Annotated in this window: 22 protein-coding genes; 5 read left to right on the top strand and 17 right to left on the bottom strand. The window is 68.8% G+C overall.

Translation table 11 applies throughout. The features are described 5' to 3' along the window. Positions 1-19 precede the first annotated feature (19 nt). The 6 genes from ccsB to AB3M90_RS01125 all read right to left on the bottom strand — a co-directional run bounded on the left by ccsB (position 20) and on the right by AB3M90_RS01125 (position 5,358). Positions 20-997: a c-type cytochrome biogenesis protein CcsB gene (ccsB, locus tag AB3M90_RS01150; protein ID WP_412949445.1), complete on the bottom strand. Its 978-nt coding sequence runs from the start codon at positions 995-997 to the stop codon at positions 20-22. A gap of 4 nt (positions 998-1,001) precedes the next feature. Then, positions 1,002-2,795: a cytochrome c biogenesis protein ResB gene (resB, locus tag AB3M90_RS01145; protein ID WP_412949444.1), complete on the bottom strand. Its 1,794-nt coding sequence runs from the start codon at positions 2,793-2,795 to the stop codon at positions 1,002-1,004. Continuing rightward, entirely contained in the window at positions 2,776-3,561 is a 786-nt protein-coding gene (locus AB3M90_RS01140; RefSeq protein WP_412949443.1) for a cytochrome c biogenesis CcdA family protein, read from the bottom strand. Before AB3M90_RS01140 ends, resB begins: the two co-directional genes overlap by 20 nt. 16 nt (positions 3,562-3,577) lie before the next feature. Continuing rightward, on the bottom strand, positions 3,578-4,204 hold the full coding sequence (locus tag AB3M90_RS01135) for a TlpA family protein disulfide reductase (protein WP_412951185.1): 627 nt from the start codon (positions 4,202-4,204) through the stop codon (positions 3,578-3,580). Between the two features lie 147 nt (positions 4,205-4,351). Next, entirely contained in the window at positions 4,352-4,981 is a 630-nt protein-coding gene (locus AB3M90_RS01130) for a histidine phosphatase family protein (protein ID WP_412949442.1), read from the bottom strand. A 2-nt stretch (positions 4,982-4,983) separates the two neighbouring features. Then, positions 4,984-5,358: a DUF5684 domain-containing protein gene (locus AB3M90_RS01125; protein WP_412949441.1), complete on the bottom strand. Its 375-nt coding sequence runs from the start codon at positions 5,356-5,358 to the stop codon at positions 4,984-4,986. Between the two features lie 116 nt (positions 5,359-5,474). Here AB3M90_RS01125 and aspS point away from each other — a divergent pair, with 116 nt between their 5' ends. After that, the gene (gene aspS, locus AB3M90_RS01120) at positions 5,475-7,256 is read left to right on the top strand and encodes an aspartate--tRNA ligase (protein WP_412949440.1); all 1,782 of its coding nucleotides are present in this window, start codon (positions 5,475-5,477) and stop codon (positions 7,254-7,256) included. 159 nt (positions 7,257-7,415) lie between these two features. Here the strand turns inward: aspS and AB3M90_RS01115 are convergent, their stop codons facing one another. Beyond that, on the bottom strand, positions 7,416-8,243 hold the full coding sequence (locus AB3M90_RS01115; protein WP_412949439.1) for a sulfite exporter TauE/SafE family protein: 828 nt from the start codon (positions 8,241-8,243) through the stop codon (positions 7,416-7,418). A 306-nt stretch (positions 8,244-8,549) separates the two neighbouring features. Between AB3M90_RS01115 and AB3M90_RS01110 the strand changes: the two genes are divergently transcribed. From AB3M90_RS01110 to AB3M90_RS01095, 4 genes are read left to right on the top strand one after another with little or no spacing between them, the layout of a single operon-like run. Beyond that, a complete protein-coding gene (locus AB3M90_RS01110; RefSeq protein WP_412949438.1) occupies positions 8,550-9,689 on the top strand; it encodes an ABC transporter substrate-binding protein in 1,140 nt (379 codons plus the stop codon). Further along, entirely contained in the window at positions 9,686-10,624 is a 939-nt protein-coding gene (locus AB3M90_RS01105) for an ABC transporter permease (protein ID WP_412949437.1), read from the top strand. Before AB3M90_RS01110 ends, AB3M90_RS01105 begins: the two co-directional genes overlap by 4 nt. Further along, positions 10,621-11,415 (top strand): ABC transporter permease, encoded by a 795-nt coding sequence (locus AB3M90_RS01100; protein ID WP_412949436.1) that lies wholly within the window; start codon positions 10,621-10,623, stop codon positions 11,413-11,415. Before AB3M90_RS01105 ends, AB3M90_RS01100 begins: the two co-directional genes overlap by 4 nt. Then, positions 11,412-12,503, top strand: a complete 1,092-nt coding sequence (locus AB3M90_RS01095; protein WP_412949435.1) for an ABC transporter ATP-binding protein — start codon at positions 11,412-11,414, stop codon at positions 12,501-12,503. The genes AB3M90_RS01100 and AB3M90_RS01095 overlap by 4 nt, the downstream gene beginning before the upstream one ends. A gap of 37 nt (positions 12,504-12,540) precedes the next feature. Here AB3M90_RS01095 and AB3M90_RS01090 read toward each other — a convergent pair whose 3' ends face one another. The 10 genes from AB3M90_RS01090 to AB3M90_RS01045 form a co-directional block, all read right to left on the bottom strand. After that, positions 12,541-13,296, bottom strand: coding sequence for an amino acid ABC transporter ATP-binding protein (locus AB3M90_RS01090; protein WP_412949433.1), 756 nt, complete (start codon positions 13,294-13,296; stop codon positions 12,541-12,543). Beyond that, positions 13,293-14,090, bottom strand: coding sequence for an amino acid ABC transporter permease (locus tag AB3M90_RS01085; RefSeq protein ID WP_412949432.1), 798 nt, complete (start codon positions 14,088-14,090; stop codon positions 13,293-13,295). Before AB3M90_RS01085 ends, AB3M90_RS01090 begins: the two co-directional genes overlap by 4 nt. Positions 14,091-14,124: 34 nt before the next feature. After that, on the bottom strand, positions 14,125-14,946 hold the full coding sequence (locus AB3M90_RS01080) for a basic amino acid ABC transporter substrate-binding protein (protein WP_412949431.1): 822 nt from the start codon (positions 14,944-14,946) through the stop codon (positions 14,125-14,127). A 156-nt stretch (positions 14,947-15,102) separates the two neighbouring features. Further along, complete coding sequence (locus tag AB3M90_RS01075; protein WP_412949430.1) at positions 15,103-15,405, bottom strand: Dabb family protein; 303 nt, start codon at positions 15,403-15,405, stop codon at positions 15,103-15,105. Beyond that, complete coding sequence (locus AB3M90_RS01070) at positions 15,402-15,698, bottom strand: glutaredoxin family protein (protein ID WP_412949429.1); 297 nt, start codon at positions 15,696-15,698, stop codon at positions 15,402-15,404. The genes AB3M90_RS01075 and AB3M90_RS01070 overlap by 4 nt, the downstream gene beginning before the upstream one ends. Beyond that, the gene (locus tag AB3M90_RS01065) at positions 15,695-15,997 is read right to left on the bottom strand and encodes a rhodanese-like domain-containing protein (RefSeq protein ID WP_412949428.1); all 303 of its coding nucleotides are present in this window, start codon (positions 15,995-15,997) and stop codon (positions 15,695-15,697) included. The genes AB3M90_RS01070 and AB3M90_RS01065 overlap by 4 nt, the downstream gene beginning before the upstream one ends. A gap of 78 nt (positions 15,998-16,075) precedes the next feature. After that, the gene (locus AB3M90_RS01060; protein WP_003792170.1) at positions 16,076-16,174 is read right to left on the bottom strand and encodes a 30S ribosomal protein bS22; all 99 of its coding nucleotides are present in this window, start codon (positions 16,172-16,174) and stop codon (positions 16,076-16,078) included. A gap of 115 nt (positions 16,175-16,289) precedes the next feature. Then, positions 16,290-16,775: a hypothetical protein gene (locus tag AB3M90_RS01055; protein ID WP_412949427.1), complete on the bottom strand. Its 486-nt coding sequence runs from the start codon at positions 16,773-16,775 to the stop codon at positions 16,290-16,292. A 15-nt stretch (positions 16,776-16,790) separates the two neighbouring features. After that, a complete protein-coding gene (locus tag AB3M90_RS01050) occupies positions 16,791-16,982 on the bottom strand; it encodes a helix-turn-helix domain-containing protein (RefSeq protein WP_412949426.1) in 192 nt (63 codons plus the stop codon). 75 nt (positions 16,983-17,057) lie between these two features. Further along, the gene (locus tag AB3M90_RS01045) at positions 17,058-17,978 is read right to left on the bottom strand and encodes a cyclase family protein (protein WP_412949425.1); all 921 of its coding nucleotides are present in this window, start codon (positions 17,976-17,978) and stop codon (positions 17,058-17,060) included. Between the last annotated feature and the right edge of the window lie 5 nt (positions 17,979-17,983).

Below are 17,983 nucleotides of genomic sequence, written 5' to 3'. Positions count from 1 at the left end.
CGGACGCAAGCGGCTCGGGTCAGCTCAGTCCCGAGTAGGCGTGCAGGCCCTTGAAGAACACGTTCACGATCGTGAAGTTGAAGATCACGGCCGAGAAGCCCACGATCGCGAGCCAGGCCGACGGGTTGCCGCGCCAGCCGCGGGTCGCCCGCGCGTGGATGTAGCCGGCGTAGATGACCCAGATCACGAAGGTCCACGTCTCCTTGACGTCGAAGCCCCAGAAGCGGCTCCAGGCGTAGTAGGCCCAGATCGATCCGGCGATGAGCGTGAAGGTCCACAGGATGAAGCCGATGATCGTGAACCGGTAGGCCATGCTCTCGAGGCGCTCGGCTGCCGGGAAGGTGCGCAGGAATCCGGGTCCGGTCTTCGCCGCGCCGTCGTGCAGCAGGCGCTCGCGGCGCGACTGCATGAGCTGGATGACCGACAGCGCGAACGCCAGGGCGAAGAATGCCGTCGCGAGCGACGCGACGAACACGTGGATGATGAGCCACACGCTCTTCAGCGGGTCCATCAGGGGCGAGACCTCGACGTAGAAGTTCGTCGCGGCGAGGCCCAGCAGCACGACCACGAGGCCGGTGATGAACGTGCCGAGGAAGCGCAGGTCGACGCGCGTCAGCACGACGAGGAAGACGGCGACGATCAGCAGGGTGCCGATCATCGCGAACTCGTAGAGGTTCGCCCACGGAACCCGACCGGCGGCGATGCCGCGCGCCAGCGTCGCACCCAGGTGGAAGACGAAACCGAGCACCGTGAGCGACGTGCCGATACGCGCCATGACGAAACGCGGCGGCTTGGGCCCGGCATCCGCCACGATGTCGCCTCGGCCGGAGGCGCCCCGGCCGTCGGCACCGACCAGCGCCGGCTCACGCACGGTCTGAGCGGCGGCCGACACCTCGGAGCGGCGGGCGAGATCGAACGCGTAGGCCACGAAGGCCGCCGCGTAGATCGCGATCGCCGTCCACAGCAGGATCGGCGAGATCTCGTTGAGGTCGAGCATGGTGTCAGTCTACTTTCGGGATGTCGGATGCCGGGGGCCGCGGGTCTGCCGAGCGACCCGCATCGTCCGGCGCGGGGCGCGCCGTCGTGCCGCCCGCTGAGTCGAGCAGCCGGGCGTGACCGGCGACGAGTTCGTCCACGGCCCCGGCCAGCGTCGGGTCCTCACCACGGGCGAGAGCTGCGTACTCGAGGTGCACGGCGCCGTCGCGGGCGGTGGCCTTGACCCACACGCGGCGTCGCGGCACGAACAGGGCCAGCATCAGGCCCGCCAGCGCGAGGATCGCGAAGCCGAGCACGAACGGCCCGGAGTCGTCGCGGTGGATCTGCAGCGACGCGAATCGCTTGACCGACTGCGAGGCGTCGGTCGCGCCGGCGGGTGACTCGTCTTCGAACGTGATGGTGCCAAGGCCGTTCGGCAGGTCGGCCGTCGCCCCCGGGCTGAGCTCGATCGACTCCTTGCCGATCGCGCGGCCGGTGAGCTGGGTGAGCTCGGTCGTGTCGAGCACGTAGACCGAGCGCGGCACGCCGTCGTTGACGCCGAGGTCGCCCTCGAAGACGTCGAGGGTCAACAGCGGGTTGACCAGGTCGCCGTAGGCGGAGGCGATCGTCCCTTCCGCGCCCGTCGCCGCCGTGGGGTAGAACAGCGCACGGATGCCCAGCTGCTCCGGCATCCCGTCGGTGATCTTCACGATGCCGAGCGAGAACATGTTGGTGTCCTGCGGGAGGAAGGGCACGCTGCCGGTGAAGACGACGTCGCCGGCGGCGTTGCGCACCGTGATGGTCGGTGCGTAGCCGTTGCCGAGCAGGAAGATGTCGTCATCGGCCACGGCGAGCGGCTCGTTCACCTTCACCGCGCCGCTGCGCTCCTCGCCGTTCTCCTGCACGGTCACGTTGGCCGAGAAGTCGCCGGCCTGCCCCGAGCCGGGCTCGCCATAGGGCTGATAGGTCACGTCGAAGGAGTCGAGCCGCATCGAGTACGGTGCGAGCGCGTCGTCGCCGACGAAGCGACCGCGGTTCATGGAGTCGTAGTCGATGAGCGTGTTGGCGAAGGTCTCGCCCTCGACGAGGACCCGCTGACCCGTATACGAGAAGCCGCCGCCGATGCCGACCGTGATGAGCATCCCGACGAGCGCGAGGTGGAAGAGGAGGTTTCCGGTCTCGCGCCAGTAGCCACGTTCGGCCGAGACCGAGAACGTGCGCGCGCGGTCGTAGCGCTCGACCCGATAGCCCAGGGCCTTCAGCTGCCGGGTCGCGACGTCGACGGCGCCGGATGCCGCGGCTTCCGCCTGGGTCCCTGAGCCTGTCGAAGGGTCCCGCACGACCGCACGGTAGTCCTCGAGGCGCTGCAGCCTCGCGGGAGTGCGCGGGGGACGCGCCCGCAGCGCCTTGGCGTGGTGCTTGATGCGCGGGATCACGCAGCCGACGAGCGACGTGAACAGCAGCAGATAGATCGCCGAGAACCACGGCGACAGGTAGACGTCGAAGAGCTTCAGCGCATCGAGCACCGGGAACAGGTCGGGGTTGTCGCGCTGCCACTGGGTGACGCCGTTCGGGTCGGCCATCCGCTGGGGGAAGATCGAGCCCGGGATCGCCGCGATGGCCAGGACGAGCAGCAGGATGAGCGCCGTGCGCATCGAAGTGAGCTGACGCCAGCCCCAGCGCAGCCAGCCGACGACGCCGAGTCGCGGCTGAGTGATGGAGTCGTCGCCGTCGACGTGGTCGGACGGGCGAAGCGGGTCGGTGGTGGTGTCGCTGGTCACGGCATCCTGGTTCTTCTTCTCAGAGCGGGAGGAGGACACTGCCCATCACCGCCGTCAGTCGCGACATGATGTCGGTCCAGATCCCGGCGACCATGAGGATGCCGAGCGCGATGAGCAGGACGCCGCCGATGATGTTCACGACGCGGATGTGACGGCGCAGGAAGCCGACCGTCTTGGCCGCCCACCCGAAGCCGAGGGCGACCAGCAGGAACGGGATGCCGAGGCCCAGGGAGTACGCCAGGCCGAGGAAGCTGGCTCGGACGGGATCGCCCGCGTTGAACGACAGCGCCACGATCGCGCTGAGCGTCGGCCCCATGCAGGGCGCCCACCCGATTCCGAGTGCGACGCCGAGCAGCGGAGCACCGATCACGCCGTACTTCGAGTCGACGTGGAAGCGCAACTCGCGCTGCGCGAATCCGAAGAGTCCGAGGAAGACGAGGCCCATGAGGATGATGACGACGCCCAGGATGCGGGTGATCAGGTCGCCCCACTGCAGCAGGAACACGCCGACCGTGCCGCTGAGGGCGGTGATCGCGACGAACACGATGCTGAACCCCAGGATGAACAGCAGCACGCCGATCAGCAACCGTCCCCGAGTGGCCACAGCAGGTCCCTGAGCCGAAGTGGGTCCCTGAGCCTGTCGAAGGGCGCCCGCCCGCGGCGCGACCGCACCGCCGAGGAAGCCGAGATACCCCGGCACGAGAGGAAGAACGCAGGGAGAGAGGAATGACACGAGTCCGGCGAGCATCGCGACCGGGACCGCGAGCCACAGCGCGCCGGTCCCGATGATCTCTCCGGGGTTCACGGCGTTCCTGCGACGGTCATGACGACTCCGCGAGCGCGTCCTTGACGAGCGTCGAGAGGATCGAGGTTCCGTCGATCGGACCGATGATGCGGGCGGCGACCCGGCCCCGCGTGTCGAGCACGAGGGTCGTGGGTGTCGCGGCGATCGGCGTGACCTCGGCGAACGCGAGCTTCGCCTGCGCCGTGTCGGCGTCGATCAGGCTCGGGTACGTGATGCCGTACTCCTCCGCGAACGCGATGGCGGTGTCGGCCTGATCACGGGTGTTGATCCCGACGAACGAGACGCCGTCGTCTTCGAACTCCTGCCAGACGCTCTCGAGATCCGCGGCCTCCACACGACAGGGGGCGCAGCCCGCGTACCAGAAGTTGACCACGGTGACCTGGCCCTCGAGGTCGGCGCTGCCGAGCTTCTCGCCGGATTCGGTCACTCCGCTGAAGTCGACGGGCTCACCGCGTTCGGCCTCGGGAATCTCGACGATTGCTCCGTCGGCGGCGACGTACCCCGTGTTGTCCCCGCTGAGGAACGACTCGCTGACCGGGTCGGGCGCGCAGGCGCTCAGACCGATGGCGACCACCGCGGCGAGCGTGGCTCCGGCGGCGCGGCGGGGAAGCCGGGCGCGGAAGCGGCGGCCGCTGCGGATCATCCCGTCGACGCACGCAGGGACCTGGTTCGCAGATGGCACGATTCCCAGTTTACGTGCGCGTTCCTATGCATGGGATGCACGGCGGACCCGCCGATCGCACCGCGTTTCGTCTCGTCGCTGCGCTCCTCGCTCGACGACCGGGGAACGTCAGACCGCGCCGACGTCGACGGCGCCGCCGGTCGCGGCCGGCTCGGCGTACGCGACCTCGCGCCAGACGTCGCCGACCCGCTCGAACGACGTGACGCTCGACAGAGCGCAGCGCCGCGTGCGCGGGTCGTGACGCAGCGGCAGACCGGCGACGCGCAGGTGCGTGATCCAGATCGGCGCCTGGTGAGAGACCATCACGACGTCGCCGTCGGCCGCCGCATCCCAGGCCTCATCCATCACGCCGAGCATGCGCTCGGCGATCGAGGCGTAGGGCTCTCCCCAGCTGGGCAGGGCGGGCTGGCGCAGATGCCACCAGTTCAGCGGATTGAGCAGAGAGCGTCGCATCTGGGTGCCCTCGAACACGTTCGTCGGCTCGATGATGCGGATATCGATCTCGGGCACCAGATCGAAGCGCTCCGCGAACGGCTCGGCCGACTCCTGCGCGCGCTCGAGCGGTGACGAGTACAGCGCCGTCACCGGTCGGTCGAGACCGGCGACGTACTCAGCAGCCGACTGCGCCATCCGCCGCCCGGCCCTGCTCAGGTGGTAGTCGGGCAACCGCCCGTAGAGGATGCGCCGAGGATTGTGCACCTCGCCGTGGCGGACGAGATGCACCCGGGACGCCGGCATCGTCAGACCCTGCTGTATCGGGCGTCGCCGAAGCCGAGGATGAGGTAGCCGATGTAGGGGAAGACGAACAGGAGGAAGAACGAGAAGAGTCCGCCCTTGCCGAAGCGCTCACCGAGCTTGATCGCGACGATGATGCCGAAGACGATGTTGACGAGCGGAATGAGGTAGAGCAGGGCGAGCCAGCCCGACATCCCGGCGATCTTGACGAGGAAGACGACGTTCACGATCGGGATGATGGCGAGGATGCCGGGATACCCGGCCTTCGTGAACACCTTCCACAGGCCGATGGCGACGAGGATGTAGAAGACCAGAACGATCAGCCCCGTGGTCCCGGAGAAGATCGATGCGTACAGGTCGGAGATGCCGTTGGTGTCCATGGGGCGCCTTTCTGTCGTGGCGATCCTACTGACCGATATGCCACCGGCCGGGGAGGCGATGCCCGCCCACGTAGAATGGGCGGGTTCGCCATTTCCCAGATCAGAAGGAATCCTCCGTGCTTCGCACCCACTCGGCAGGCTCGTTGCGAGCCGAGCACATCGGTCAGACCGTCACCCTCACCGGGTGGGTCGATCGCCGTCGTGACCACGGAGGAGTCGCTTTCATCGATCTTCGGGATGCGTCGGGCATCGCTCAGGTCGTGATCCGCGACGAGGAGGTGGCCCACCCGCTGCGCAATGAGTTCGTGCTCCAGGTCAGGGGTGAGGTCTCGCGCCGCCCCGACGGCAACGAGAACCCGAACCTGCCCACCGGCGAGATCGAGCTGATCGCCTCCGACGTCGTGGTTCTCAACGAGTCGGCTCCCCTGCCGTTCCAGGTGTCGACGGCTCTCGCCGAGACCGAGAACGTCGGCGAGGAGGCCCGCCTCAAGTACCGCTATCTCGACCTGCGCCGCCCCGCCGCGGCATCCGCTCTGCGACTGCGTTCCGACGTGTACAAGGCGATCCGCGACGTGCTGCACGACGAGGAGTTCACCGAGGTCGAGACGCCGACCCTCACGCGCTCGACGCCGGAGGGCGCTCGCGACTTCGTCGTGCCCGCGCGTCTGCACCCCGGCAGCTGGTACGCGCTACCCCAGTCGCCGCAGCTGTTCAAGCAGCTGCTCATGGTCGGCGGTGTGGAGAAGTACTTCCAGATCGCCCGCTGCTACCGCGACGAGGACTTCCGCGCCGACCGTCAGCCGGAGTTCACCCAGCTCGACATCGAGATGAGCTTCGTCGAGCAGGAAGACGTGATCGCCCTCATGGAGCGGCTCGTGGTCGCCATGTGGAAGACGATCGGCGTCGAGGTGCAGACCCCGCTTCCGCGCATGACGTACGCCGAGGCCATGTCGAAGTACGGCTCCGACAAGCCCGACCTGCGCTTCGGCCTCGAACTCGTCGAGGCGACATCGTATTTCGCGGAGACGCCGTTCCGCGTGTTCCAGGCCGAGTACGTCGGCGCCGTGCGGATGCCCGGCGGTGCGAGCCAGCCCCGCAAGCAGCTCGACGCCTGGCAGGACTGGGCCAAGCAGCGCGGCGCGCGCGGCCTCGCGTACGTGCTCTTCAACGAGGATGGGACGCTGGGCGGACCGGCTGCCAAGAACCTGTCGGATGCCGAGCAGGCGGGCCTCGCGGAGTTCGTCGGCGCCGAGCCCGGTGATTGCGTGTTCTTCGCCGCGGGTGCGACGAAGGAGAGCCGCGCGCTGCTCGGCGCCGCGCGCGTCGAGATCGGCCGTCGCCTCGGCTACCTGAACCCTGACGAGTTCGCCTTCACCTGGGTCGTCGACGCGCCGATGTTCGAGCCGGCGTCGGATGCGGTCGCCTCGGGAGACGTGGCCGTCGGTGCGGGCGCCTGGACCGCCGTGCACCACGCGTTCACCGGCCCGAAGCCGGAGTTCGAGGACACGTTCGACACGGACCCGGCATCCGCCCTCGCCTACGCGTACGACATCGTGTGCAACGGCTCGGAGCTCGGCGGCGGATCGATCCGCATCCACCGCGAAGACGTGCAGAAGCGCGTGTTCGAGGTCATGGGCATCAGCGACGACGTCGCCGCGGAGCAGTTCGGATTCCTGCTCGACGCCTTCAAGTTCGGTGCGCCGCCCCACGGCGGCATCGCGCTCGGCATGGACCGCGTGCTGCAGCACCTGTCGAAGACGGAGTCGATCCGCGAGGTCATCGCCTTCCCGAAGTCGGGCAACGGCTTCGACCCGCTGACGGCGGCTCCCGCGCCCATCTCGGCCGCGCAGCGCGCCGAGGCCGGCGTCGACGCCGAGCCGGAGGATGCCGAGGCCTGACGCGCCCCTGGGTGCCTGAGCCTGTCGAAGGGCCCCTGGGTCCCTGAGCCTGTCGAAGGGCCCTGGGTCCCTGAGCCTGTCGAAGGGCCCCTGGGTCCCTGAGCCTGTCGAAGGGCCCCTCACGGATGCTTCGACAAGCTCAGCAACCCGCGGGCGCCGTCAGAGGGCGAGACCCATCGCGGGCATGATGTTCTCGTTCCACACGTCGACGCCGAGCTTCGCGATGAGCCCGATGACGACCACGAGGAACACGACGCGGATGAATCCCGTGCCGCGCGAGATGGCCATGCGCGACCCCAGATAGCTTCCGGCGACGTTCGCCGCAGCCAGGATGCCGCCCAGCAGCCACAGCACCGACCCGTGCGGGATGAACAGCAGCAGTGCGCCGGCGTTCGTGGCGAGGTTCACGATCTTCGCCTTCGCGCTGGCCTGCAGGAAGTCGTAGCCCAGCAGCGCGACGAGGGAGATGACGAGGAACGTCCCCGTCCCCGGTCCGATCATGCCGTCGTAGAACCCGATCACGAGTCCCGCGAGCCCCGCCATGATGTGGTGCTTGTGGCCGTGGAACCGCAGCCGGGTGGCGGCGCCCATCTGCGGCCGGAACGCGGTGAACAACGCGACCGCGAGCAGCGCGACGACGATGATGGGCTTGAACGCGGCGGCAGGCAGCAGTGTCGCCACCGCTGCGCCGCCGAACGACCCGGCGAGCGCGATCGCCGCCATGGGCAGTGCCGTGCGGATGTCGGGCTTCGCCCGCCGGTAGTAGGTGACGCTGCTCGTCGCGGTGCCGAACACCGAGGCGAGCTTGTTCGTCGCGAGCGCCTGGATCGGCGCGATGCCCGGTATCAGCAGCAGGGCGGGCAGCTGCAGCAGACCGCCGCCTCCGACGACGGCGTCGATCCATCCGGCCGCGAACGCCGCGACGACGACGAGGATCAGCACCCCCCAGGTGAGCTGCTCCACCCCGAGTACCGTGCCGATGTCCACCCGTCCATGATTCCAGAGACCGCGACCGTCCCCGACACCACGGCCGCAGCATCCGCCCTTCCTCCCCCTCGCCCCTGCCGAGCAACCGCCGAGCTCCACCGAAGGATTGGTGCGCTTCCGAAGGACGAATCGCGCTCTTCGCTCCTTCCGGAGCGCTCTTCTCCTTCTGAGACGCTCAGCGACCCGTTACCGCCACCGCGCCGTCACCACGCGTTCACCCGTGTCGGGAGCGTCGGCAACCTGGCGCCCATAGTGTCCTCTCGCAACCCCGCACCGGCGACCCGCCGGTCACCCGAGAGGACCCACATGGCTCGTATCACCCGCCGCGCGCGCATCGGCGCCGGCATCGCCCTAGCCGCCACAGCCGCACTCGCACTCTCCGCCTGCTCCGGCGCAGCCGACGCCTCCGCCGGAGACGGCGAGGGGACGGATGCCGCCGCGGCCACGTCCCTGGCCGATTTCGGAACCTTCGCCGACCTCGAGGCCGCCGCAAAGGCCGAAGGACAGCTGAACGTCATCGCGCTCCCCCGCGACTGGGCGAACTACGGCGAGATCCTCGACCTGTTCGCCGAGCGCTATCCCGAGATCACCATCAACGAGGCGTCGCCCGACGTCTCGAGCGCCGAGGAGATCCAGGCCGCCGAGACCAACAAGGGACTCGACACCGCTCCCGACGTCTTCGACCTGGGGCTCACCGTCGCCCTGCAGAACACCGACGTGTTCGCCCCGTACAAGGTGGAGACGTGGGACGACATCCCCGACGCTCTGAAAGAGCCCACCGGCCTGTTCGTCGGCGACTACGGCGGGTACATGTCGATCGGCTACGACTCGTCGAAGTACGACGCCCCCACCTCGCTCGACGATCTGAAGGGAGCCGACTACAAGGGGGCCGTCGCCCTCAACGGCGACCCGACGCAGGCCGGCGCAGCCTTCGCCGCGGTCGGTCTCGCGACCGTGCAGTCCGACGGCACGCTCGACGACTTCCAGCCGGGAATCGACTTCTTCTCCGAGCTGCAGAAGGCCGGCAACCTCCTCAAGGTCGATGTGACGACCGCGACCGTCACGAGCGGCGAGACCCCGGTCGTCTTCGACTGGGACTACCTCAACGCCGCGCACACGGCCGACAACGAGAACTGGGAGGTGGTCGTGCTCGACGGCACCGGTTACGCCGGCTACTACAACCAGGCGATCAACAAGGACGCCCCGAACCCGGCGGCCGCGCGCCTGTGGCAGGAGTTCCTCTACAGCGACGAGGTGCAGAACCTGTGGCTGAAGGGCGGGGCACGTCCGGCCCGCATGGAGGCCATGACCGAGGCGGGCACGATCGACGCCGATCTCGCGGCGGCGCTTCCGGAGGTCCCCGCCGAGACCGTCGTCCCGACCGAGGAGCAGTCGACGAACGCCGGCACCCTGCTCGGCGAGAAGTGGGCAGCGGCGGTCCAGTGACCGTCCTGACCGAACCGGGGGTGGATGCCGCGGCATCCGCCCCCGTGCTCCCCGCCGGGCCTTCGCAGAACGCGAGGGCCCGGCGGGGCGCACCGTCGTGGGCCTGGCTCGGCCTCGTCCCGTTCGCCGCCTACGTCATCCTGTTCCTCGTCGTCCCGACCGTCCTCTCCGTCGGCTCCGGGTTCTTCACCGAAGACGGCACCTTCACCTGGGGCGACGTCGCGGCCCTCGGCGATCCGGTGGTCGTGCAGACCTTCGCGAACTCGGCCGGCCTCTCGCTGCTCACCGCCGTGGTCGGCGCGATCGTGGGCGCCCTCGTCTGCTACGCCCTGCTCGGGATGAACCCCGAGGGCGCGGTGCGCTCGACGGTGGATGCCGCCGCCGGAGTGCTCGCCCAGTTCGGCGGTGTCATGCTCGCCTTCGCCTTCATCGCGACGATCGGCATCCAAGGTGTCGTGACCGTCTTCCTCCAGGACGCTCTCGGCATCGACATCTACGCCGGCGGCACCTGGCTCTACGAGCTGCCGGGCCTCGTGCTGCCCTACATCTACTTCCAGATTCCCCTCATGGTCATCACATTCATGCCGGCGCTCGCGGCACTGAAGCCGCAATGGGCCGAGGCGAATCTCACGCTGGGCGGCACGCGCGCGAGCTTCTGGCTGCGCATCGGCATCCCCGTGCTCGCGCCCTCGTTCCTCGCGAGCCTTCTGCTGCTCTTCGCGAACGCGTTCTCGTCGTACGCCACCGCGGCCGCGCTCGCGAGCCAGGGGTCGCAGATCGTCCCGCTGCAGATCCGCACGGCGCTCACGAGCGAGACCGTGCTCGGGCGGGAGAACCTCGCCGGCGCCCTGGCGCTCGGCATGATCGCGGTCGTCGGGGTCGTCATGGCCCTCTCGTCGCTCATCCAGCGGCGGGCCGCGAGGTGGCAGTCGTGAACCGCCTCGCCCCCTCGCTCGCCACCCGGTGGATCATCGGCATCGCGCTCGGCCTGTTCTTCGCGATCCCGCTCGTGTCGACGTTCCTGTTCACGCTTCGCGACACCCGCGGAGGGATGTCCCTCGAGCGCTGGGCCGCACTGTTCGACCCCGCCGCATCCGCCGCCATCAGACCCATCTGGACCGGTCTGGGCAACTCGCTGGTGCTCGCCGTGGTCACGGTCGCGATCGTGCTCCTCCTGCTCGCGCCGACCATGATCCTGGTCGACCTGCGGTTCCCGAAGCTCCGATCCGCGCTCGAGTTCGCCGTGCTCCTCCCGATCTCGATTCCGGCAATCGTGCTGGTCGTCGGTCTCGCTCCGATCTACCTGCAGATCGGCCGCGGCCTCGGCACCGGGACCTGGACGCTGGCCTTCGCCTACGGCATCACCGTGCTGCCGTTCGCCTTCCGCTCGATCCAGGCCTCGATCGACGCCGCCGACCTGCGCACCCTGTCCGAAGCGGCCCGGTCGCTGGGCGCGGGCTGGCCGACCGTCGTGCTGCGGGTGCTCGCACCGAACATCCGTCAGGGCCTGCTCGCGGCATCCCTCATCTCGATCGCCGTGGTGCTCGGCGAGTTCACCATCGCCTCGCTTCTGAACCGCCAGGTGTTCCAGACGGCCATGGTCGTCGTGCAGAAGCAGGATCCGTACGCTCCGGCGATCTTCACCCTGCTCGCACTGCTGCTCGTCTTCCTCCTGCTCCTCCTCATCGGCCGCGTCGCCCGCGGCACCGGAAAGGCCCGCCCATGACCCTCGATCAGGCTCTCCCCCGCACGGCCGACAACGTGCTGCTCGCCGAAGCGGGCGAAGGCACCCGCGTCGAACTGCGCGGCATCGTCAAGAGCTATGCCGGAAATCGGGTGCTGCACGGCGTCGACCTCGACATCGCCCCGGGCGAGTTCGTCTCGCTGCTCGGCCCTTCCGGCTGCGGCAAGACGACCCTGCTGCGTGTGCTCGCGGGGCTGGAAGGAGCCGACGACGGCGCCGTGCTGCTCGGCGGACGCGATGTCTCCCGCGTGTCGACGAACAAGCGCGACATCGGGATGGTCTTCCAGTCGTACTCGCTGTTCCCGCACCTGCGCGTGGTCGACAACACCGCCTTCGGCCTGCGTCGCCGCGGCGTCGGACGGGCGCAGGCCGCCCAGCGCTCCCTCGACGCCCTCGCGCTGGTGGGGCTCGCGGACTTCGCCGACCGCTACCCGCACCAGCTCTCGGGCGGGCAGCAGCAGCGGGTCGCGCTGGCGCGCGCGCTGGTGACCGAGCCGAAGGTGCTGCTGCTCGACGAGCCGCTGTCGGCGCTCGACGCCAAGGTGCGGGTGCAGCTGCGCGACGAGATCCGACGCCTGCAGCTGCGCCTCGGCATCACGACCGTCTTCGTCACGCATGACCAGGAGGAGGCGTTGGCGGTCTCGGACCGCATCGCGGTGATGGATGCCGGGCGCATCGAGCAGATCGGCTCCCCGGAACAGCTCTACACGACGCCGTCCACGGCGGGTGTGGCCGCGTTCGTCGGTCTCTCGAGCGTCGTCTCGGGGGTCGCCGACGGCGATCGCGTGATGGTGTGGGGGCAGGCGCTTCCCCTGCAGACGCCCGCCGACGGCCCGGTCGACGTGTACCTGCGACCCGAGAACGTGTCCTTCGCCTCGGAGGCGGATGCCGCGACCGACGCTCTCGTCGAGGAGAGCACGTTCCTGGGAAGCATGCGCCGGACGCTGGTGCGCACGGAGGCGGGCGAGCTGGTGCGGGTGCAGCACGCCCCCGGCATCCGTCCCGCCTACGGCGACCGCGTCCGCATCGCTGTCGCACCGGAGCCGGTGGTCGTGCATCCGCGCGGCTGATGCTCGCCGGCGTCGATCCCGACACCGGCTCGGCGAGCTACAGCACGCGCGAGAGGAAGTCCTTGGTGCGCGGGTGCTGCGGGTTCCCGAGCACCTCGCGCGGGTCGCCCTCTTCCACGATGTAGCCGCCGTCCATGAAGATCAGCCGCGAGCCGACCTCGCGCGCGAAGCCCATCTCGTGCGTGACGACGAGCATCGTCATCCCCTCGTCGGCCAGCGAGCGCATGACCTGCAGCACCTCGCCGACGAGCTCGGGGTCGAGGGCCGACGTGGGCTCGTCGAACAGCATCATGTCGGGATTCATGCACAGCGCGCGGGCGATGGCGACGCGCTGCTGCTGACCGCCGGAGAGGTGACCCGGAAAGGCGTCGGCCTTCTCCGCCAGGCCGACCCGAGCCAGCATCGCGCGCGCGACGTTCTCGGCCTCGGCCTTCGAGCGCTTCTTCACACGCTGCTGGGCGATCGTCAGGTTGCCCATGACGTCGAGGTGCGGGAACAGGTTGAAGCTCTGGAACACCATGCCGATGCGCGTGCGCACACGGTCGATGTCGACGTCGGGATCGGTGATGTCGATGCCCTCGATGAGCACCTTGCCGCCGGTCGGCTCCTCGAGGAGGTTCACCGACCGCAGCAGGGTCGACTTGCCCGAACCCGAGGGTCCGATGATGCAGACGACCTCGCCCGCGCTGACGGTCAGATCGATGCCCTTGAGCACCTCGTTGTCGCCGAAGCTCTTGACCAGCCCCTGCAGGTCGATCGCCGGAGCGTGAGTGTCGATCAGGTCGGTGATCATCGCTGCCTCGCCATCCGTCGTTCCAGCCACGCGCTGAAGCGCGTCAGGGGGATCGTCACGATCAGGTACAGGATCGCCGCCATGATGAGCGGCGTTCCGTTGGCGTTCTGGGTGGCCGCGTCACGGGCGAAGTTGGTGAGCTCCTTCGACCAGATGAAGGTTCCCGCCACGAAGAGCAGCGACGTGTCCTTCAGCAGGAGCACGAACTCGTTGGTCAGCGGCGGGATGATGATGCGGAAGCCCTGGGGGACGATGATCCAGAACGTGGTCTTCATCGGCGACATGCCCAGCGAGCGGGCCGCCTCGGTCTGCCCCTTGGGGACGGCCTGGATGCCGGCGCGGATGGTCTCGGCCATGTAGGCCGACGCGACCAGGATGAGTCCGACGAGGCCGAGCACCACCGGCCCGCCGAGCTTCGTGCCCGGCACCCCGAGGCCGATGGGGAGGATGAAGGCGATCGCGAAGATAGTGAGGATCGCGGGAAGACCGCGGAACAGCTCGATCCATGCCGTCGCGATCCATCGGAACGGACCGATGCTCGAGAGCTTCAGCAGCGCCAGGACGACGCCGAGCAGCAGCCCGCCGACGAAGGCGACGGCCGTGAACCAGAGCGTGTTCACGAGCGCCGTCGTCAGGATGCCGGGGAGCATCTTCGCCGCGACCTCGGGGTTGAAGTACAGCGTCGCGATCCTCGCCCAGTCCGTGCTGACGATCAGCCAGACGGCGACCGTGATCAGCACCACGTAGACGGTGTACCGATACAGCTTGCTCTTGGTGGTGCGCCTCAACGCCATCGTCAAGGTCCTCTCGACCCGCCGTGCCCGCCGCTTACTTCGCGGTGAAGTACGTGTCGTAGATCGTCTGGTAGTCGCCGCTGTCGCGCAGCTCCTGCAGCGCGCCGTTGACCGCCTCGAGGAGGGCGTCCTTCTCGCCCTTGGCGAAGGCGAAGCCGTACGACTCGCCGGTCTCGTACTCCTCGACGATCTCGTAGGCGCTGTCGGCCTTCTCGTGCTCGAGGTTCACCGGCTGGTCCTGCAGGATGGCGTCGATCTGCCCGGCCTGCATGGCCGGCCACAGCTCGCCGTCGGACGGGTACTGCACGATCTCGGCGCCGGTGGCGTTCTCCTGGGCGTACGCCTCACCCGTGGTGCCCTGCTGAACGCCGACGTTCTTGCCGCCGAGGTCGTCGATCGAGGCGATGCCCGAGTCGGTGCGCACCAGGAGCGACTGCAGCGACTCGTAGTACGGGTCGGAGAAGTCGATGTTCGCCTTGCGCTCGTCGGTGATCGTCATCGCCGACGCCCCGATGTCACAGGTTCCCGCGGCGAGGGTGGTTCCCGACTGCAGCGCGTCGAACCCGACGTCCTGCACCGACAGCTTCAGGTCGAGCTTCTTGGCGATCGCGTCGAGCAGGTCGATGTCGAAGCCGGTGTAGCCGGTGCCGTTGTCGCCGCCCTCGAACTCGAAGGGCGCGTAGGGGATGTCGGAGCAGACGGTCAGCGTGCCCGCCTCGATGAGGCCGTACTCGTCGCCCGCGCCCGAGTCGCCGCCGTCGGAGCCGTTCCCGCCCGCGCTCGTCGCGCAGCCGGAGAGGACGAGGGTGGCGGTCGCCGCGAGGGCGAGACCGGCGAAGATGGTGCGACGGTTCATGTCGGCTCCTGTGAGACGAGGGCGAAGAGGCCCACGGACGTTAGGTGATCATCTAAACATGCGCCCCGTCGCCGCGACCAACGAGAGGCCCGTCCGGCGGATCACATTTGTGTTGCAAGTGCAGGTCGGGCCCTCGACACCGGTCGGGACCCGGGTTCAGACCTCGAAGTCGACCGCGACCCGAGAGGCGACGACCGAGCGGACGAACGCGACGACCTCTTCGTGTGCGGGATGGACCTGATACTCCTCGAGCGCTTCGATCGATGCGAAGTCGGCGACCAGCGTCGCGTCCCAGTTCGCACCCGGGTACGCCATGTTCGCACCGGCCGAGATCGACAGCAGCTGGGGAACCACTCCGTCGAGTGCGTTCAGTCGGCGGGCGATCTCCTCCGCCTGCCGTGCGCGCTCCGCCGGGTCTTCCGTGGCGAGCTTCCAGCTCACGACGTGCCTGATGGTCATGCGTCCTCCATGCGCTCGTTCGGCTCGTCGGCCCGGATCGCGTCTTCGAGAGCCGCCCGCAGCCGGTCCGGCGACACCCGCCAGTGGCCGTGGAGCTCCCCGTCGATGAGCACGACGGGGATCTTCTCCCACCAGAGGTCGTACAGCGCCGGATCGTCTTGGATCGACGCCTCCACGATCCGGATCCGCTCCGCCGCGGCATCCGGCATCTCGGCGACGACGGCGTCGATCACGTCGGATGCGACGGAGCAGAGGTGGCAGTCCGGCTTGCCGATCAGGGTCAGCGTCGTCACGCCGACGGAACCTCGACCGCGCGCCCCTGCGCGATCCACTCGCCGGTGCCGCCCTCGACGTTGGTCACGTCGTATCCGCGTGCTTCGAGCGCTTCGGCGACGCGGGCGGAGCGACCGCCCATCTGGCAGATGACGTCGAACGCGCCGTCGGGCAGCTCGTCGAGCCTGTTCCCGATCTCGGACATCGGGATGTTGACGGCCCCGGGCACGTGACCGGACGCGTACTCGTGCGCCTCGCGCACATCGACGAGGGGCGTGCCGGATCGCTCGGCGAGTTCGGTGACGGTGATCGACTTCATGGCGTCCTCTCGGCGGTGCGGAGATGCGGGCGGAGACACAAAGCGCCCGTCCGAAGACAGGCGCTCGTGTCTGGCCGCTTACTTCTTGTTGCGGCGCTGGTGGCGAGTCTTGCGAAGCAGCTTGCGGTGCTTCTTCTTCGCCATGCGCTTGCGGCGCTTCTTGATGACAGAACCCACGGAAACCTCACTAAGTCAGCGGCTGGGTGTCGCGCGAAGTCGGACACCCGGGTAACGGGCACGGAAAAATGCCTCGGATCAGTCTAGCAAATCCCGGCAGCCGCTCTGCGCCGCGTCACTCCTCGACGTTCTCCGTCACGAGGAAGCGCCAGACCAGCGCGTGTCCGAGAGCGACCAGAACGATGAGCAGGAGCGCCTCGATCTGAATGCCGGTGAGGCCGAGCGGCGCCACCAGCTGCGGCGCGACCCCGATCACGGCGATCGCCACGTACAGCGCGACGGCCGCGATCTGGGTCCACAGGATGGTGGCGGGGGTGCCGTCGCCCCGGGCGCGCGAGATCAGTCGGACCATGGACGCGCCGCCCACCACGGCGACCACGACGAACGACAGCCGCCACAGCAGCGGGTTCTCGGTGCCGCCCACCTGAGCGAAGAGCCCCATCATCGCGGGCAGGAGGAAAGAGAGGTAGATGCCGCCGATCGTGCGGCGCATGGCGGGGTTCGACGTCCAGTCGCGACGGGAGCGGACGACGTTCCACCAGAGACCGGTGAGGGTGAAGCAAGTGGTGGAGAAGAGGGCGTAGAAGGTGCTGACGTCCACGGCTTCTCCTCGTCGTCAGCCGATGTCGGCGATCGGACGCTGGAGCGCCTCGGCGACCGCGGACTCCGGCACACGGTAGCTCCGGCCGAAGCGGATGGCGGGCAGATCGCCCGCGTGGACCAGTCGGTAGACGGTCATCTTCGACACGCGCATCAGTTCCGCGACCTCGGCCACCGTCAGGAACCGGACGTCAGGCACTTCGGGCATCCCACGTACCCCTTTCTCGATGGAGACACTCTATGGGGTACGTGGGACGCGTGTAAACCCATGTGGCTGCTGTGATCAACGCTGTCCGACGACAGCGAACGCGCGCACCGGGAACGTCCCGAACGCGCGCACGGCCGGCGGTGCCGCTGTGAAGCGCGCGCCGCGCGCCGGAACCGCGTCCAGGTTCGTCAGATGCTCGACCACGTGCACACCGGCAGTGAGAAGGATGCTGTGCGCCGGGCGCTCGCCACCGCTCTCGGTGTCGTCGATGTTCAGGGAGTCGATGCCGACGAGGCGGACGCCGGCGTCGACGAGGAAGCGCGCGCCGTCCTCGGTCAGGAACGGCGCGCCCGCGGCGTACGCCGGCGTGCCGAAGTTCCGGCTCCACCCGGTGTCGAGGAGCACGGCGGTTCCGCGGAGATCGCGGTCGGCGAGAGTGGCGGAGCCGATCCCCCGGCCACCTGCGCTCCACGCGTCGCGGAGGTGGAACACCTCGGCCGGCAGGTCGACGAGCGTGTCGAGATCGAGCGCCGCCAGGTCGGCACCCTCCGCGTAGCGGTGGAAGGGCGCGTCGAGGTAGGTGCCCGTGTTGCCGATCATCGTGATGACGTCCATCGCGAACTCGGTCCCCGGCGCGTACTTCGACTGCGAGTCGCGCCGCGTGAGGTAGGAGGTGATGGTGGGCGCCGGAAGACCCGGGTAGGTGATCAGTCCCTCCTCGATGGGGTGGCTCAGGTCGATCACCCGCCGCGCGATCTCCGGAGCGCGGGTGTCGACACCGCGGCTGCCGCGATGCGCCTCCTCGACGATCCGCAGGTCGTCGAGCCGCACCTCGCTCACCAGCGCCAGCCCGAGGTGGGCGACCAGCAGGCGACCGATCTCGGCCGACGACATGTCGGGGCTCGGCAGATCGAGCCGGAAGCCCTCGCCGTTCATGCCGCCGCCATTGGCGAAGGCGATCGTGAAATCGAAGTGGGCGCGGTGCTCGGTCGTCATCCGTC

The organism is Microbacterium martis, assembly GCF_047246685.1.
GTDB lineage: Bacteria > Actinomycetota > Actinomycetes > Actinomycetales > Microbacteriaceae > Microbacterium.
This window is presented reverse-complemented; position numbering and strand designations above follow the sequence as displayed.

Coding starts and splice junctions, on each gene's coding strand:
- ccsB (WP_412949445.1), bottom strand. CDS start 997: ATGCTCGACCTCAACGAGATCTCGCCGATCCTGCTGTGGACGGCGATC.
- AB3M90_RS01045 (WP_412949425.1), bottom strand. CDS start 17,978: ATGACGACCGAGCACCGCGCCCACTTCGATTTCACGATCGCCTTCGCC.
- AB3M90_RS01075 (WP_412949430.1), bottom strand. CDS start 15,405: ATGACCATCAGGCACGTCGTGAGCTGGAAGCTCGCCACGGAAGACCCG.
- AB3M90_RS01090 (WP_412949433.1), bottom strand. CDS start 13,296: ATGATCACCGACCTGATCGACACTCACGCTCCGGCGATCGACCTGCAG.
- AB3M90_RS01095 (WP_412949435.1), top strand. CDS start 11,412: ATGACCCTCGATCAGGCTCTCCCCCGCACGGCCGACAACGTGCTGCTC.
- AB3M90_RS01050 (WP_412949426.1), bottom strand. CDS start 16,982: ATGCCCGAAGTGCCTGACGTCCGGTTCCTGACGGTGGCCGAGGTCGCG.
- AB3M90_RS01110 (WP_412949438.1), top strand. CDS start 8,550: ATGGCTCGTATCACCCGCCGCGCGCGCATCGGCGCCGGCATCGCCCTA.
- AB3M90_RS01080 (WP_412949431.1), bottom strand. CDS start 14,946: ATGAACCGTCGCACCATCTTCGCCGGTCTCGCCCTCGCGGCGACCGCC.
- AB3M90_RS01085 (WP_412949432.1), bottom strand. CDS start 14,090: ATGGCGTTGAGGCGCACCACCAAGAGCAAGCTGTATCGGTACACCGTC.
- AB3M90_RS01135 (WP_412951185.1), bottom strand. CDS start 4,204: ATGATCCGCAGCGGCCGCCGCTTCCGCGCCCGGCTTCCCCGCCGCGCC.
- AB3M90_RS01065 (WP_412949428.1), bottom strand. CDS start 15,997: ATGAAGTCGATCACCGTCACCGAACTCGCCGAGCGATCCGGCACGCCC.
- AB3M90_RS01130 (WP_412949442.1), bottom strand. CDS start 4,981: ATGCCGGCGTCCCGGGTGCATCTCGTCCGCCACGGCGAGGTGCACAAT.
- AB3M90_RS01125 (WP_412949441.1), bottom strand. CDS start 5,358: ATGGACACCAACGGCATCTCCGACCTGTACGCATCGATCTTCTCCGGG.